Below are 17,201 nucleotides of genomic sequence, written 5' to 3' on the forward strand. Positions count from 1 at the left end.
CAAGATAACAAGAAGTTCGGATTAAATTATCTTAATCCGAGCTGTAATTTGTATCATGACTCTTGATTTAAAAAATTTTTAAAAACGAAAAATTAGATGGCCAGCGACTGAATAGAGAAATGGATAATATGAGTCGGCAGGATTCAGTTGTGACTCCCCATAACCCGCATTAAAATTTCCAGCAACTTCACCGGTTATATGCTCAGTGAAATTATAATTCACACCTACAGTAAAAGCAGGTCCTGGACGCCAGTTATCGACAACAATATCTTTACGATGCACACCTGCAACTCCAGCTCCGGAAAAGATTTTCATTTGGGAGTGAGGAATAGGGACCATGAGTTTCCCCATCAGCGTTACGACTTCAGTTTCGGTTGTTAAAACGTCTAAACCATCGTGTTTGAAACTGAATAAACTTATGGAGTCAAAATGAACATTCGCCTCTGGAAAATGCATATAACTGGTTTCGATTGCAAAGAAGCGAGTAAATTCATAGCCAGCTAAAACTCCCCATGCACTCCCACCTTCTTCGACATCAATAGGAGTTGATAACATCAAGGCCACATTTTGATTTTCTTCACTTGGAACTAAACCTTGCCAGGTAGTTGAACCAAAACCCGCAATTGCACCTATATAAAAAGGGTGGTGGGGCATATCATTGGCTTGTGCGAAACAAAAAGATGTTGAAAGAAATAACAATGAGAATAAAAATGATTTTGAATTTTTATTTTGCACAATAAGTTCTCTACGAAGATTGATTTGGTCATTAGAATTTCTGGTTGGGCTATAGCCCAACCTTAATTACTTTTTTATTGACTGTAACAATTTAATATAAATTACTGACAGGGTTGTTTCGTGGAACTACAAATTCTACCACGTGAATCTATTCCACCGAGACGATAACAATTCCAATTATCAAGACAATCTTGTTTCGTAGTGTAAGGTTGAGCAGCACAGGCTTTATCCAATGAACCATATACGCTAACCATACGAGCATACAACATATTCATGTCTTGACACATGCCAGCAGGTAAGCCAGAGCTAGTACAGTAACATGTTGCGACTTTTTTAAATGAGGAACAAAAACTGGCATCATTAGTAGGGACAGCATTACCACAAGTATTTCCATATGAAAAAACTGAGAAACTAAGCAAAAACATTAAACCTGCAAAAAATCCTCGAATCATTTTTAAAATCCTCTATGGCAGAAAGTTTATCTGATTTACTCTATCAGAAAATTAATCGGGCTGCAAAATATCGTATGAATAATGTAGTTGAGACGAACAAGAAGTTAGCATAATTAGTGAATTATTGCCGGAGAGTCTTAGTAGGTTAGGCTGTGTCAAATCAATCAACATATTACTCCCGCCAGGGCAGAGATTTGGGAGGACGAGTTCTGCATTAACGATGAGGGATAATTGGCTGCGTAACGTTGTAATAAAAGCGATAAAGTGAATTCTAAATCACGGGAATTTAAAAAAATTGTTCTACATGTTCCTGTTTTTGCATAAGCTCACGTGAATTGTTCTCAAATACTATTGATTCCATGATCTGAATGACCTCTTGGACAATTTGTTCACGAAATGCAGGTTTTAAGTTGGCTGAAATGACTAAATAATGGAGATTTTGATTGTCATCACGTATGAAACTTGCTTCAAAGATATAATTTATTGCAAGTAAATCATCATTATTGTTTTTAATCTGTTTTGTATTAAGCCCAAATAAGTCCAAATTTCTATTAGAGCGTTCAACGAAATTACCTCTTATATTGAGGTTAATAAGAAATTTTGTATTTCGTTTAAATGAGATCATCCGACTGCCACATCGTTTTAATATTTTTCTATAAATAGAGGGTATCTTGAGTAGTTTTGTATAGATTGGAGTCACTAGATGAGTAAATAAACTTTCTACCGTATTGGGCTTAAACGAGCTAATAGCGCAAAGCTTTACTAGGTTTGAGCAATATTGATAGTTGCTGGTATCAATAATGGAGTTGCGTATTTGTTGAGATAAACTGGTTAGTGTTGCTTTATCATCAAGGCTAATTTTAGCCGGTTCCACTCTCAGGAAACAGCCAATCGTATTATCATAAATGGAGTTATCTCGAGTGGATTGAATGATATTGATATAAGTATAAGGGGTTTCACTCGTGTAGTTTCCGCAGCAGTTTCGTAAAGCCAACGCAATCACTGCGCATAATGTATTATTGATGCTGATGTGGTTGCGTTCGCAAAAAAGTTTGAGATGATTGATTAGGTTCTCTGATATTACTGAATAAGTTGAATAAGGAATATGTGCCGTATGCATGTCATGAATTACATGCTCTTCGGGAAAAGTAAATAAACTGGCATCTTTCAAATATTCCTCCCAAAATGGAATATCTTCCTCCGAATGCATTTTCATTGCAGTTCGCTCATTAAAAATATGTTCTTTAAAACGCGTATCAATTTCAATTTTATCAAGAGTTACTTGATTATAAAGTTGATAAAATTGAGATAATTCAGCAAATAAAATATCGATACAATGATCATCAGAAATGAGGTGTGGAGTGCAAATTTGCAGTTCTGATTCATGCTCATTTATGTAAAATAATTTACCAATGATTAAAGGAGTTTTTTTAGGCCATGGATATAAATTGATGAGTTGATTCATTGACTCCTGTAATTCACGTTCACATTGTTGCATAGGAAGTGATGTGAAATCATTAATACTCAATTGAAACGAATATTTATTTTGCTTTTTTTGTGCTGGGTTTAATTTTAAGATCTGAAAAGTTAGTGCTTCATGTTTTTTTAAAACCGCTTCAAAGGCAAATTCTAAAGCTTTTTCATTTAAATGACCACTCAGCCTCTTTCTCGCGACAATATTTAGTTTTTGTGCTTTAGGCTCAAATGTGTATGACAGTAAGCGCTCCAAGAACCACAGGCTTACAATTTACAACTTAGGGGTATAATCTAAGCCAATATTCCAAGGCAACAGTTTTTCATAATCATCAACACTGTTGCAAAGAGGAGCGTTCTTTAACAACATGACATAGTAATGATAAGGGTCGAGATTGTGTAATTTAGCCGTTCTGATGATACTGAAGTGTAAACACAAGGCCTCAGCACCTTCAACAGAGGCGCAAAACAAGAAGTTCTTTCGAGCAATGACCAAGGGTTTGATTTCTTGTTCAGTAAGATTGTTATCGATTTCCAGACGCCCATCATCTAAAAAGCGCATCAGTCCATCTCTATATTTAACACAGTAATTGAGTGCTTTCCCAAGCGGTGATTGGGGCAAAGTTGTAGGATAGACCTTATCAACCCATGTATTAAAGGCTTCCATGAGTGGTTTGGATTTTTCCTGACGCAACTGGTGACGTTGGTCTGGATTCAGTTGATTATTTTTAGCCTCACGCTCTATTTTATAAAGCTCTTTAAAAAAGCGCATGGCTTCTTTGGCAATGCCTTTGCCTTTATTAGATTGGGCAATAGGTTCAAATTTTCTGCGCGCATGCGCGTTGCAATTGACAATGTGCGCATTGCTGCTACCCACAAGTTCAAAAAAATTGTCACCATCGACATGTAAATAGCCATTGAATCCGACAAACCAATCGTAAATAAATTGTTTGTGCTCCACATCGTTGTAGTCATAAAGAATAACGGATTTATCCGGTGGTCCACCCCGAATGCAATACACATAGGATTTGGTTTCTGCTTTTCTTCCAGGCTCATGCAAGACCTGCAAGGTCGTTGCATCACAACTGGCCACATCATACTCAATCACACTGTCTTTCAACAGATTATAAATGGGACGCAGTGGTGTCATTAACTCAATGAGCCAGCGCGCCATGGTTTGGCGTGAGCAATCAATACCATGTCGTTCGCTGAGTTGTCGCTCCAGATGGTACAGTGGTTGCCTGTCATCCAGCTTGCTGACCACCAGGAATGATAAAAACTCTTCTGTTGCTTTAATTTTGGGGAGAATTTGTTTGGGCGCTGCTGCGGTTACGATTTGATTCTCGCATCCTTTAGTGCAAGCAACTACTTCACGTCGTTGCTCCACAATTTCGATGACGCAAGGTTGGTAATGCAGTAGCTCTTTGGTTTCATAACGAATCACTGTTTTGCATGCACCACAGGCACATTGCTTGTCTTCATCAGATACCGGAATAATTTCAATGCGACGGGGTAGTTCTTTCTGCGCTTTTTTATTCTTCTTTCTTGTATGGGCAGCCACTGGTGTCATTTCTTCGGTCTGCTCACCGCTTGCTTCAGCCTGAGAAAAAATGCTCTGATTATTTTCAAACAAAGACAGCTGAGGATTTTCAGGGTCAATATAACGCTCAGAGCGCTTGCCAAAACGGTGACGGCGTAGCTCCATGATTTGTGCTTTTAAAGAATCATAGGCTTCCGCGTAGTGTTCATTGCGTGCTTGAGATAGAGCAAGCTCTGCTTTTAATGCGAGTATTTCGTTACTTAATTGCTCTATTTTTTCTTCGTACATCATGTTGAAATGGCACCTGTTTGCTGAGTCAATTATATCACATTACGTTGATTTTAAAAACAAATTAATCGTTTTTTGTAAATTATTTCTAATAGAAATTCGTAGCCAATACTTCCGGCAACAATGTGTGTTTTGCAAAATCCAATCCTGAGAGCAGCCAGCTTAATTGGTCATTGGTAAGGCTCATGACCGCGTCATCGTGTTTGGGAAATTTTAGTTTTCCTTGCTCCAATCGCTTATAACAGAGCCAAAACCCATTTCGCTCCCACCACAGCATTTTTATTTTATTGGCTTGGCGGTTTCTGAAAAGAAAAATTTGCCCTGATGTGGGGTTCAACTGAAGATGGTCGGAAATCAACATCACCAGTCCATCAATTTGTCGCCTAAAATCAATAGGCTTTGGATAGAGCCATATGCTTGCATTAAATGATAAAAACATGGCTAACCCCACAAGGACAACAACATTGGCAATAAAGTCTGGTCGTGAATTTTTAGCTCATGCCCATTGTTCAATACCAAGGTGCATACTGTCTCTGGAGCTCTTTGTGTCAGCTTATTTAATTGAATCGGTACTAATTTGGATGAAGCTATTTCTTCCCGATACTTTCGCTCCCAATAGCCAAATTGATGGTAGTTTAATTGATGCTTTCGACAGTACGTTACTCGCGACAAACCACTTTCTTTTTGATGCGTTACATGCTCCATCCATCTCTGTTCTTTCGTGCCATCTGTTTCTTGGGGGGATATAATTTGTGGGGATATATTCATCGTACTCTCCTCTCTAAATTGATGTTGCAGAGTATGACGAAACGGAGATAATTATTAAATTATGTAGTTGCTGGCGCGCTTACGTATGACATCCAGAGTAAAAACTGAAAATCACTCAGAGGAATGTTGATTAGTTTATGATAGTCAGGTTGCTTATTTGAGCGTTTTTTCTTACTTTTTTTGGTATTTTTGATAATTGGGATTAGTTTGGCAATATTTGTGGCTTTATAAAAGTCATGAATGCTGATGCTTCTATTTAAATCCTCACTTATTTTCGCAATGATACGAGCTGCTGATAAAGAGTGTCCTCCTAAATCAAAAAAATCATCATGAATACCGACCAGGGGAACTCCTAATTCTTCTGACCAAATTTGTGAAAGTTTTTTTTCTAAGGCAGTACTGGGTTCTACATAATCATGACTGGCACTTAATGAGGGTAAAGGTAATGCTGTTTTATCTAATTTACCATTAGCGGTTAGAGGGAAGAAATCAACCTTTACAAAAACTGAGGGAATCATGTATTCAGGTAAATATATTTGTAAAAATTGTCGTAGTTGATTTGCATTTAGGGCGCTATCACCGTTTTTTAGGATGTAATAGGCTACTAATCGTTGTTCTCCAAAAGAATCCTTTTGAGTCAGTAGCACTGCTTCTTTAATATCAGGTTGAGTAAGCAGGTATTTTTGTATTTCACCTGGTTCAATACGATATCCACGTATTTTGACTTGCTCATCAATTCGCCCTAAATATTCAATTACTCCATCCGAACGTTTTTTGCATAAGTCTCCTGTTTTATATAAACGAGTTTGGTTATTGGTAATAAATTGTTGTTGCGTTAATTGGGGTTGATTTAAGTAACCACGAGCCAGACATGTGCCACCGATATATAATTCGCCTGGCTCTCCATCTCGAACAGGCTGACCTTTAGTATCAAGAATCAAGCAATTCATATTGGAGCCTGCTGTTCCAATAGGCACATTGGTACCTAAATCGACACAGTTTAAAATACTTATTTTATAAGTTGAAACTGCTACAGTAGTTTCTGTTGGTCCATATTCGTTATATAAAACATGTTTAGGGTAGAGCTTAAGCCAAGATTGGCATTCAGTAGAAGACAAGTTTTCTCCACCAAGGATAATCGAGCGTAATTGGGGTAAGGTAACGAAGTTATTTTTTGCTTCTTGCACAAGTACCTTAAAATAACTTGGAGTCGATTTTATGATGTTAATGCGCGATTTTGCTAAATAATGCAGATAAGATCGTACATCTTTCTTAATCACATCTTCGCAAAGAACCACAGTTAACCCAAGCATTAGAGGAACAATAGTCGAAGTGACTGACATATCAAAGATAGGATTGGCAGAAAAATCAATTCTTTGCTGAGGTTTACACTGAGTATAATCAGCAAACCATTTGCAATAATTCACCACCGAACGATGCTCAATGAGCACGCCTTTGGGAGCGCCTGTGGAGCCAGATGTATAAATTATATAGGCTAAATGTTCAGGAGTATTTGTTGGTGCGAGGTTATCTATTGGCTGTTTATTAATCTTATTATTATTCCCATTCAAGAGAATTACTGTTCCCTGGTAGGATTTAAATGAATCAGTAAACTGAGATTGTGTGATTAAAATTGGTGCTTGGCTATCATGAAGTAAAAATAATAAACGTTCTTTGGGTTGAGATGCATCTAAAGGCAGATATGCTCCGCCTGCTTTTAAAATGGCAAGAAGTGTTATTAGAAAATTAAATGAACGGTCCAAACAGAGTGCAACGGGAGTGTCTGGCTTTAAACCTGAGCTTTGTAAATAATGAGCCAGTTGATTGGCTCTTTGATTAAGCTCGCGATAAGTCAGTTTTTCATTCCCTTTTAGCGCAGCGATATAATTGGGGAAGTGGCGCGCATATCCTTCAAATAAGGCATGTATTATTTTTTTATTAGCCATTTTTTGTCCTAAATTCGGCAGTTAAAGAATAGCGTACAATCTAAATCTTTTGCTGAATTTAAAGCTCTTTTGGTTATTTTTTTATCCATGTTTTTGCTCTTTGAGCAATAAAAAACACCTTTATTTTCCATAAAAAATAACTAAAAAACCTTTAAATTCAGTATAGTAAACACTTTTGCTATATTCAACTTAGAAAAAAAATAATAAGGATCAGCCGCTTTTTATCGGTTAATTTTGCGAATTTAGGATTAAAGTTTAGGCAAGAGTCGATCTAACCATTTGGGAAGGTACCAGACCCAATTTTTAAAGAGAGCCATTGTGGCAGGTACCAAAAAGCTTCGTATTAAAAAAGCATCCACGAAAATGGCAACAGCAATGCCAAGTCCAAATGCTTTGACCATTAATACATCTGCAATCAAGAAGGAGCAGCAAATTACTATAACAATAAGAGCCGCACTCGTAATAATACGACTGCTTTTTTCGATACCAAAAATAATACTTTTATTGTTGTCTTTAGTGACCTGATGCGCTTCTTTTATACGAGTTAGTAAAAATACCTCATAGTCCATTGAAAAGCCAAATAAAGCACAAAAGATAATGACTAATAAACTAATATCGAGCATTTCTTGTGGTTGGAAATTAAGTAATTTAGATAAATATCCTTTTTGAAAGACAAAAACCAGTGCACCGTATGAGGCGCTAAGGCTTAATAAAGTCATTAAAATAGCTTTCAAAGGGAGGAATATAGATCTTAATAGTAAAAGCAAGATGAGATAAGAAAATACAATGATCCATAGAATGGCATAAGGAAGAACACGATAAATACTATGCAGCACATCAATATTACTCACAGTGATGCCAGTCAATTGCACCTTTAATCCCGAACCTAATTGGATGTGATGTAGTTCATTAACCAGTTTTTTGGTTTCTTCTGAATTGACGGGATACTTGCTAATTACATTGATAATCGCCAAATGCTTGGTAGTGGTGGTGTCCAACAATTGCTTCACACGCGAATCGAGTAACTTTTTATCGAGATGATAAAGGGTATAATATTGACCTTTTTTGAGATCCGAATTGCTGCTAATAATGCCATTGACCTCTTTGACCAAGGGATTTTGTTTTAACTTATGAACCAAATCATATATTTTGGATAAGTTATGACGTGATAAAATTGAGGAAGAGGGTGATTCTATGACCAGGATCACCGGATTTAGCTGTTCAATTTGAAATTTCTTTGCATAGGTATCATAAAAAGCTCTGTGTTCTGATTGTTCAGGAAAAATCCGATAATCTGAAATGCCAAATTTTGCTACTAAAAAAGGATATCCAAGCACTAATAAAAAGATAAGAATAGGAAAGAAAAACAGGTAAGGGTGTTGCACGACCCGTTCTGCCAGCCAACGCCAATAACCATAACGTTCTTTTTTCCTAAATAAACGTACCGATAAAAAGTTAATTTTTGATTTCAGTACAGCAAGGATTGCTGGTAAAAATATGGTTGAGATTAATACCGCAAAAAATACAGCCGCTAAACCACCCACTGCAACTGAAAATAAGATGTTGACCGGGAATAAAAATAAGGCGCTGAGACTTACAAAAACAGCCAAGCCGCTGAAGAAAATGGCTTTACCTGCTGTTTCTTGAGTTGTTGCAATTGCTTCTTCAATATTTGAACCGTTTTTTAATTCATCCCTAAATCGACTAATAAAAAACAATGAATAATCCAAGCAAAGGCACAAGCCAAGTAATAAAGCGATGTTAATTGTGAAGATAGAAAGAGTAAACAAATGTCCAAAAAAATAGAGTGTGGTTAAAATAATGATTGCGCACCCACCACCCAAAATAATTGGAAGTGTGGCTGCAACTACCGATCCAAATACAAGAATTAACGTAATAATTGCGACTGGTGTAGCGACAAAATCCGCTTTATAAAGGTCAATTTGTGTCTGTTGATTCACGTTTTGCACGAAAAGTGGTTCCCCCCCAAGTAGCACTGTCATATGGGAAGGCTTTTTTATTGATTGTTTAAATTGCTTTAATAATTCATCACTAAGGGGTTTATTCGTTTTAAAGATTACTGCAGCATAAGCTGTGTGTTTATCTTTGGAAATTTGATTTTTAGCATCCGGGTAAATTATTTCATTTTTAATCGGAAAATCTTTTAAATCAGACAATGATTTTTTGATTTTTTCTTTAAATAAAGACTGAGTCGCTAAATATTTTGAACTATGGTACATGATAAGAAATTTATTTTTATCGTTGTAGCCTAATTTTTTATTCATGTACTGTTCTGTTTTTGCACTCGCAGAACTCTCATCAATAAATCCAGTTGTTTTAAATGGGGTAATAATGTGGGGTAAAAAAGGAATGCAAAAGACGATTGCAAGTAACCATAAAGCTATAATTGGCCAACGCAGTTTATTTATAAATCTTCCTAATCTGTATGATAGCGCTTTTTTTTGCATTTTTATTGTCGGAACTCCAAATTCCCTAAACTTATAAATATGATGACTCTTTAAATATATTAGTATAAATTAGACAGTATGTGTAAATTAATGAGTGAAAAGCTATTTGTGCATCAATATCAAGATCTAATAACCCTTTTTTATAATTGTTTCGGCAAAGAATTTAATACTCGACTTATAAAAGGCGATAACGAACCTATTTACTTACCAGCTGATGAGCAACGCCCTTATAATGCGCTGTATTTTGCTCATGGCTTTTTTAGTAGTGCACTTCATGAATGTTCCCACTGGCTTATTGCCGGAGAAGAGCGTAGAAAACAAGTAGATTTTGGATATTGGTATATGCCAGACGGGCGGACTGCAGAACAGCAAGCCTTATTTCAGCGTGTTGAAGTAAAACCGCAAGCATTGGAATGGATACTCTCTAAGGCTGCAGGACATAAATTTTATATCAGTATCGATAACCTAAATGGGACAGAATCAGATACTGTTGCTTTTAAACAGGCAGTTTACGAACAGGTAAGTCATTATTGTACCCATGGATTATCACCACGTGCGCAAAAATTTCGTGAGGTTTTATGTTCCTTTTATGGCCAGCCATCCGTTTTAAAGATAGAAGATTTTTCTGTAGAAGAATTATGAGCCATCAATTATGAAAATCCCCTCTCCCACGAGTGGGAGAGGGGTGAGGGCTGATTATTGATGTCAATTTCCTCATCACCCTGGAACCCCTCTACACAAAGGGAGAGAGGATATCCTTACTTAAGGACAGGGACTTTTGCGCTTTCGCCCAGGTTACAATAGGAAATTAATGATGTAACACTACACCGAGAGTCCAATCCAGGTTTTGTGCTGAAGGGACATAATTCACTTTCTGGTTTGCTGTTAAGCCATAGCCTTCTACCATTAAAGCATAATAAAAAGCGGGTAACAGGCAATAGGATTCAATGTATTCATTATTGGGGAATTGACTGCTAAGACTTTCCCATTGCTGATGACAAATTAGATTATTTGCTTGTTGCAGTAAATCTTGAATCGCTAATTGATTGCCATGGAACTGAAATGGTTTACTTTCTACAAGATTGGGAAAACCGCCAATGGCATACCACGAGTTAATATGGCTGGCAGAAAGAATAGGTTGGACTTCATTTTTAACTTTATGCATTTTAATTAATGGGGATACCTCTTGTTCACAAATCATCGCATCACCTTGTCCAGAGTTCCCATCTGGAAGAGGATAACCCTCAGCGAAGCACGAAGTAGTATCCAGAAGTTGGTGGGTCATTTCGTTTTGGCCAAGTCCCAGAAAACTGTGAACAGATAGATTGATATGTTGACCGTACAAATCCAATTCAACTTGTGGGCCTTTGTTATCCGCATTTTTTTGAATTGGGAAAACGATTTGCACTGACGCGCCACCAATATCCATAACTCCTACAGATTGGCCTGATGACGTGAGGGCCCCTATATGATAATTCACTGCAAGCCAGTCATATAATGCTTCATCAAGACCAGTAATTGTTTTCGCGTCCATCAATTGCCATTCAGATTTCTGACCAAACCACTTTTGTACTTCTTGATAATAAATTTTTTGTTTGGTTTGTGGTACAAGACGCATTCCTGCTGTTGCATAAAAATAAACAGGTATGTGTTGTGTAGGGGCGCCTGAGAACAGTGTTGTTAAGTACGCATCTATGGTATTTTGATTTGCTTCAATCATCGCAAATCCGGGTTTGACCTTCTTAGACCATATTTCATTAATATGAGTGGGAGTGTTCGTTTCATCAAGATCATAAGCAAACACATGAAGTCTTGATCCCGTGCTCCCAGCATCAACAACGGCAACACATTGATGCTCACTGCATGAAGGAGAATCAGCATAAACATCGGTTATTACCACAAAGAAACAAGAGATAAAGAGCAAAAAACGAAGCATAGTTAAAATCTCAATAAAAAAGTATGTAAATGATACAGTATGTATTTTTTGTTTTCAATATGATATTATATGTAAAAAATGATACACTATTTTTTACATTTTTTATGTAGGTGGAATTTTTACCTCCATACTTTAGGCTGGGTTAATAACCCAAGCTTCTTTTTTATTTAAGTCAGTTTTCAGGCAGTATTATCATTATGATAAATCAAGAATATCGCGGTTCTCTCTATGCTATTTTATCTGGATTTCTTTATGGTTTTATTGGGTATTTTGGCTTAAGCGCGATTAATGGCAATTTGTCCGCAAGCACGATGTTGTTTTGGCGCTTTCTTATTTCAAGTATGATTATTTTAGTGTTCATGCTTCCCAAAATAAAAAAAACTAATGATTCTTATAAAAACATGTTCATAGCTTTTTTCACAGGTGTTTTTTTCTATGGTATTTCAACCTGGCTTTACTTTTTAGCCTCTTATTACATTGGTTCTGGATTGGCAATGGTTATCTTTTTTACCTATCCAGTACTGATTATGTTGCTGAATTATTTCTTTTATAATCAATCTATTCCCAAAGTTTATTATTTGGCTATTGCCGTTATTTTAATTGGTATGGCACTTATGGTGGATTTAGATGCATTATCTTTTAACTTATGGGGAATTTTACTCGGTATTGCTTCCGCATTTTTTTATGCATGCTATGTGATAGGCAGTGAAAAAAATGAACTTTCTCCCAATATGTCTACCTTTATGGTTTGCTTGGGTTGTATGACAACGAGTTTGGTTGTTTCCCTTTTTAGTCATTCGTTTGCAATCCCGTCTACTATGGATGTTTGGTATCATTTAATTGGAATTTCTGTTATTGCAACTGTGATTCCCATAGTATTGTTGTTATACAGCTTAAAATACATCAGCTCAGAAAAAGCCTCTATTTTATCCGTTTTGGAACCAGTGTTTGTGGTAATTTTTGGCGTCTTACTTCTAGGGGAAGAGTTAAATCTGTGGGGGACCGTAGGTATTGCATTGGTATTAACTGGCGCATTAGTTACTTTATTCAGCCATAAAATTAACTTTGATCAATTAAAAATTCGCCTCATTCGAAGGGCGTGTTGACAATTCATCCCCACCGCCTACGTGCCGCGACGTGTTCGCGGCAACCAGCCGATCTTAATCAGTGGCAAATTTCTTCATAAAGATCATGCCATTCTGTATTTAGGTTCTCAATCAAATGTAACTTCCACTGCCTGGGCCAATTTTTGAATCGCTTCTCACGTCGAGCAGCTTCTATATAGGTTTCATGAACCTCATAATAAACCAATATATGTACATTGTACTTAGCTGTAAATCCCGGAATCAGGTTGTTTTTATGTTCCCAGACTCGTTTAATTAAATCTGATGTTGAACCAGCGTATAGTGTACCATTTCGCTTGCTTGCCATAATATAGACATAAAATGACTTCATTTGGCTTCCTTGTTTTGATCAGAGTGTTGGACTCAATGCGATGATATCACCTAAATTTCACTGATTACATTGGTAGCCAAATATAGGAACAAGCCATTGCGAGCATTGACGCATCATTTCTCTTCAATTTATCATATCTTGTGGCAACAGCTCGAAAAAGTTTAAGTCGCGCAAATACGTTTTCAACTAGATGACGATATTTGTATAGACCCCAATCAATATCAGCATTCCCAGTTTTAGAGTTCGTCTTCCGAGGAATCATTGGAGTAGATGATTTTTGCCTAATCTGATCTCGAATTTCCTCGCTATCATATCCTTTGTCTGCAATGGTGTAATCAGCTTTAGGGAGTGTTTCAATGAGACCTGAAGCTGCTTTAGCATCATGTACCTCTCCGCCAGTCAATTGAAATTCAATCGGAAGGCCGCAAGCATCAACTGCCATATGAATTTTTGTTGTAGCATTATCTCCTTTAGCTTAGACCATAGCTCATCACTGAGCATCAATCTAGCCATTGCAAACTCGTTTTATACTTGATATTGAAATCGATATATTATGAGTTTGCTCTTATTCATCAATCGATTAGAGCAATGAATTAAGTTCATCTTTAACTTGACCATTTCCTGGATGCCGCGAACAAGTCGCGGCACGTAGCCGGTGGGGATAAATTGGCAACACGCCCTAGTGAAAATGCTGGATAATGAGTCCCATATTGGTTTGAGGATTACAGCAGGAGAAGCCAAGCATCCTGTAAGGACCTGAATTTCGCCTACGTCCTGCGCATAAGCCGTAGGACGTAGGCATGCCGTGGTTATTGAGTATTTTTAATACCAACTTCCATTACATCCACCACAGCCCCCACAATCACTAGCACAAGTTCCGCAACATGAACCATTAGAACAATTGCCTAGCAAGGCAGTTGAGCACACCAGTATTACAGCCAGTATTATTTTTTTCATTACCTGTCCTTATTATGGTATGTATATTAACTATACTCTACGTTTTTGAATTTAACCAATTTATATTCAAGTCTTACCTTTTTTATTCTTAATAAAAGACTGTCCAATAAAATCCTAGAGCAACTTGCAAACTGGCTCTAGTTTTCTTCAATATATAGCCATTGCAATTTCCATAAATTATAAATAAATATTTGATTTTGTGTAGCATTCAAATAAGTAACGAGAGCTTGATGAGATAAGTAGCGATTATTGGCAATATAGCTTATCAAATCTTGAGAAACTCCGGCGGTGTCCCATTCACAGCCATTAATATAAAGTTGATATTCAGATTGTTCGTCTAGAGTCTGATAAGCAAAACGACACGATGCGTCTCTGGTAAGATTTGCTCCGGCTTTTAATTCTTTAATAAAACTCGATAAATCAACGGCTTCATTATCTTCTAAAGGTAAAGGTAATTGAAGTTCTGCTTGTTGATCTAGCCGTGTTGCAAAACATCCAAACCATGATTTGATTGTTTTTTCGTCGCTAATTAATTGCTGTAGTAGTTTTTGTGCACTTTGCCAAGCTGGACGAATAATCTCGGAGGTATTGTGTGACGTTGACCAGTCAGGATCTTGATATAGTGCTTTGAATGTTTCTTTTTCAGCTAAATATTCACTAAGACTATCTAATAATTCTTGTCCTTCATAACTCCGATAACCAAAAGAATAAGTCATGCATTCTTCGGAAAGTGAAATACCGTAATGGCCTACATGGGGTGGAAGATATAACATATCTCCTTCTTCAAGAATTAAACGTTCTTCTACCGCAAATTGGTTCATGATACGAAGTTCGAGATCTTGAATGTAATTTTCATTATTACAGCCCTTAGTCGTAAGTGACCATTCACGCCGTCCTTGGGCTTGGTATAAAAAAACATCATAATTATCGTAATGAGGACCAACACTGCCATGGAGCACTGCATAACTAATCATGATGTCATCAATTCTCCATTGTGGAATGAAATCAAAATGATCCAGCAGGGCATAAACCTCTGGAATTAGTCTATCAACTCCTTGAACGAGCAAAGTCCAATGGGTTGGGGGCAGGCTACTAAAATCATTTTCGGAAAATGGCCCTCGTTTTAAGTGCCAATAAGGTTTTTCATTGGGTGTTTCAAAGACTAGACGACTTTCAATATCCTCTTCAAGAGCAAGTCCAGCCAGCTCATCGGGAGATAATGGGGCTACAAAACTTGGCAAAGCATTGCGAATCACTAAAGGTTTTTTTTGCCAATATTCCCTAAGAAAGGTGTCAAAAGAAATGTGCTGAAGGTTGATCATGTGTGGTTGATACTCCGTGATTATCATTTTTTAATCTGGATGACGCGGACAGAAATCCAAGCGTTTAACTTGATTGAAGAATACGCTCCAATTCTCCTTTTGCTTGACGTGAAAAATTGATTAAATCACTTTCTTTTTCAAAGAAATCAAAGGATTGGATTAGTGATGTTTCATCATGTTTTCTAAATGCTGATGCTTTTTTTTGAATGTCCTCATGGGAGTATCCTAGGAACTTCATTACTTCTTTAGTCATAGATAAAGAGGAATCAAATAATTCGCGAATGAAATAATTCACACCCAGTCGATGCAGTTCATAGGCATGGCGACGATTACGTGCTCGAGCAAAAATTTTTAAGTGGGGAAAGTGTTGTTTGGCGAGCCTCACAATTTTTAGATTCGCATCGACATTTCCTACAGCAACTATAAGCAGTTTGGCATGTTCAGCCCCAGCACTTTTTAACATATCCAATCGACTGGCATCTCCAAAATAACCAATGTAACCAAATTTTCTGAGAAGCTCGATTTGTTCTGGATTTTTTTCCAATACGGTAATTGTGATGTTTTCCCCGTTGAGTAAGCGTCCAATAATTTGACCGAAACGCCCATAACCGGCAAGAATAATTCCATTTTGTTCATTGAAGGTGTCATACTCTCTCTCGGGTATAACACTCATAAATTTCGGTATAACAAACCGATGATAGAGCAGCATTAAAAAGGGAGTGGCGAGCATGGATAATGCAACAACAAGGGTAAAAAAGGCTTCAATTTCCTGACTAATTACTTTTGTAGACCCGGCATATTCAAAAAGTACGAAGGCAAATTCGCTTCCTTGGGATAAGGCGAAAGCAAAACCCATGCTTTGAAGTTTTGTTAAATCAAAGAGATTCCCCAAAAAATATAAAATAATCGCTTTGATGATAATTAAAGTAAACACAGCCCCCACAATCATCATCGCTTTTTGAGAAAAAAGGGAGAAATTCATCCCCATACCCACTGAGATGAAAAACAAGCCAAGTAGGAGTCCTTTGAAGGGCTGAATGTCTGCATCCACTGCATGTTTGTATTGGGAATTTGCTAATACAACCCCAGCAATGAATGCACCTAAAGCAGGGGATACACCTATAGATTCCATTAATAAGGTGACGCCAACGACCAAAGCAAGAGAAAAAGCGGTGAATACCTCACGTAAATTGGTTTTGGCGATAATTAAGAACAAGTGTCTGGATAAATAGTGACCCACTAAAATAACTGCCCCTATGATTGCAGCAACTAGAATGGCGTGTAACCCTCTAGGAAGATGCATCATGAATGAAACTTCATGAGGATTTATTTGAATGCTCTCATGCTGTGCGAGTAATGGAATGATGATTAATATAGGGATTACTGCGATATCTTGAAATAACAGCACTGCAAAAGAAGTTTCACCCTCTGCTGTTTTCAAAAGGTTTTTTTCTTGAAGCATTTGTAATACTAGAGCTGTTGATGAAAGCGACAAAGCCATACTAACTGTTACAGTCGCCTTCCAGTTAAGACCAAGCATTAATCCAACGGCGATTAAAACACACGTCGTTAAAAGTACTTGTAAATTACCTAAACCTATAATGAGTTTGCGAAGTTTCCATAACATGGCAGGTTCTAATTCTAACCCGATGAGAAATAACATCATGATCACCCCAAATTCACCAAAATTCATGATTTGTTGTGAATTTCCAATCAATTTCAATCCAAAAGGGCCAATAAGAATTCCCACTATCAGATAACCCAGGACAGACCCCAGCTTAAAACGGCTGGCAATAGGAACCATAATGCTAGCGGCAGCAAGAAAGATAAAAATATTAAGCATTAAGTGACCATTCATAGT

General features: G+C 37.1%; 15 protein-coding genes and 1 pseudogene. 2 read left to right on the forward strand and 14 right to left on the reverse strand.

Annotated elements, in window-relative coordinates:
* Positions 1-78: 78 nt before the first annotated feature.
* The 8 genes from OQJ26_RS13965 to OQJ26_RS14000 form a co-directional block, all read right to left on the reverse strand.
* The gene (locus tag OQJ26_RS13965) at positions 79-735 is read right to left on the reverse strand and encodes an outer membrane beta-barrel protein (protein WP_265704363.1); all 657 of its coding nucleotides are present in this window, start codon (positions 733-735) and stop codon (positions 79-81) included.
* 101 nt (positions 736-836) lie between these two features.
* Complete coding sequence (locus OQJ26_RS13970) at positions 837-1,187, reverse strand: hypothetical protein (RefSeq protein WP_265704364.1); 351 nt, start codon at positions 1,185-1,187, stop codon at positions 837-839.
* Between the two features lie 286 nt (positions 1,188-1,473).
* Positions 1,474-2,916 carry a condensation domain-containing protein gene (locus tag OQJ26_RS13975; RefSeq protein ID WP_265704365.1) on the reverse strand — a complete coding sequence of 481 codons (1,443 nt, stop codon included), beginning with the start codon at positions 2,914-2,916 and terminating at the stop codon, positions 1,474-1,476.
* 18 nt (positions 2,917-2,934) lie between these two features.
* Positions 2,935-4,491: an IS66 family transposase gene (gene tnpC / locus OQJ26_RS13980; RefSeq protein WP_265702303.1), complete on the reverse strand. Its 1,557-nt coding sequence runs from the start codon at positions 4,489-4,491 to the stop codon at positions 2,935-2,937.
* An 85-nt stretch (positions 4,492-4,576) separates the two neighbouring features.
* Positions 4,577-4,927: an IS66 family insertion sequence element accessory protein TnpB gene (gene tnpB, locus OQJ26_RS13985; protein ID WP_265702305.1), complete on the reverse strand. Its 351-nt coding sequence runs from the start codon at positions 4,925-4,927 to the stop codon at positions 4,577-4,579.
* Positions 4,928-4,929: 2 nt separating this feature from the next.
* On the reverse strand, positions 4,930-5,256 hold the full coding sequence (gene tnpA, locus OQJ26_RS13990) for an IS66 family insertion sequence element accessory protein TnpA (protein WP_265702306.1): 327 nt from the start codon (positions 5,254-5,256) through the stop codon (positions 4,930-4,932).
* A 59-nt stretch (positions 5,257-5,315) separates the two neighbouring features.
* Positions 5,316-7,202, reverse strand: coding sequence for a non-ribosomal peptide synthetase (locus OQJ26_RS13995; protein ID WP_265704366.1), 1,887 nt, complete (start codon positions 7,200-7,202; stop codon positions 5,316-5,318).
* A gap of 248 nt (positions 7,203-7,450) precedes the next feature.
* Complete coding sequence (locus tag OQJ26_RS14000; protein WP_265704367.1) at positions 7,451-9,670, reverse strand: MMPL family transporter; 2,220 nt, start codon at positions 9,668-9,670, stop codon at positions 7,451-7,453.
* A 108-nt stretch (positions 9,671-9,778) separates the two neighbouring features.
* Here OQJ26_RS14000 and OQJ26_RS14005 point away from each other — a divergent pair, with 108 nt between their 5' ends.
* Entirely contained in the window at positions 9,779-10,312 is a 534-nt protein-coding gene (locus tag OQJ26_RS14005; RefSeq protein WP_322783971.1) for an elongation factor P hydroxylase, read from the forward strand.
* 166 nt (positions 10,313-10,478) lie between these two features.
* Here the strand turns inward: OQJ26_RS14005 and OQJ26_RS14010 are convergent, their stop codons facing one another.
* Positions 10,479-11,606, reverse strand: a complete 1,128-nt coding sequence (locus OQJ26_RS14010) for an acetate and sugar kinases/Hsc70/actin family protein (protein WP_265704369.1) — start codon at positions 11,604-11,606, stop codon at positions 10,479-10,481.
* Positions 11,607-11,803: 197 nt separating this feature from the next.
* Here OQJ26_RS14010 and OQJ26_RS14015 point away from each other — a divergent pair, with 197 nt between their 5' ends.
* Positions 11,804-12,712, forward strand: coding sequence for a DMT family transporter (locus OQJ26_RS14015; protein WP_265704370.1), 909 nt, complete (start codon positions 11,804-11,806; stop codon positions 12,710-12,712).
* A 58-nt stretch (positions 12,713-12,770) separates the two neighbouring features.
* Here the strand turns inward: OQJ26_RS14015 and OQJ26_RS14020 are convergent, their stop codons facing one another.
* From OQJ26_RS14020 to OQJ26_RS14040, 5 genes and pseudogenes are all read right to left on the reverse strand, one after another.
* The gene (locus OQJ26_RS14020) at positions 12,771-13,061 is read right to left on the reverse strand and encodes a GIY-YIG nuclease family protein (RefSeq protein WP_265704371.1); all 291 of its coding nucleotides are present in this window, start codon (positions 13,059-13,061) and stop codon (positions 12,771-12,773) included.
* Between the two features lie 64 nt (positions 13,062-13,125).
* Positions 13,126-13,533: pseudogene (locus OQJ26_RS14025) on the reverse strand (IS5 family transposase); the annotation flags it as partial.
* Between the two features lie 350 nt (positions 13,534-13,883).
* Complete coding sequence (locus OQJ26_RS14030) at positions 13,884-14,018, reverse strand: hypothetical protein (protein ID WP_265704372.1); 135 nt, start codon at positions 14,016-14,018, stop codon at positions 13,884-13,886.
* Between the two features lie 137 nt (positions 14,019-14,155).
* On the reverse strand, positions 14,156-15,340 hold the full coding sequence (locus tag OQJ26_RS14035; protein WP_265704373.1) for a cupin domain-containing protein: 1,185 nt from the start codon (positions 15,338-15,340) through the stop codon (positions 14,156-14,158).
* Between the two features lie 64 nt (positions 15,341-15,404).
* Entirely contained in the window at positions 15,405-17,198 is a 1,794-nt protein-coding gene (locus OQJ26_RS14040) for a monovalent cation:proton antiporter-2 (CPA2) family protein (RefSeq protein ID WP_265704374.1), read from the reverse strand.
* Between the last annotated feature and the right edge of the window lie 3 nt (positions 17,199-17,201).

This window comes from Legionella sheltonii (genome assembly GCF_026191355.1).
Lineage (GTDB): Bacteria > Pseudomonadota > Gammaproteobacteria > Legionellales > Legionellaceae > Legionella > Legionella sheltonii.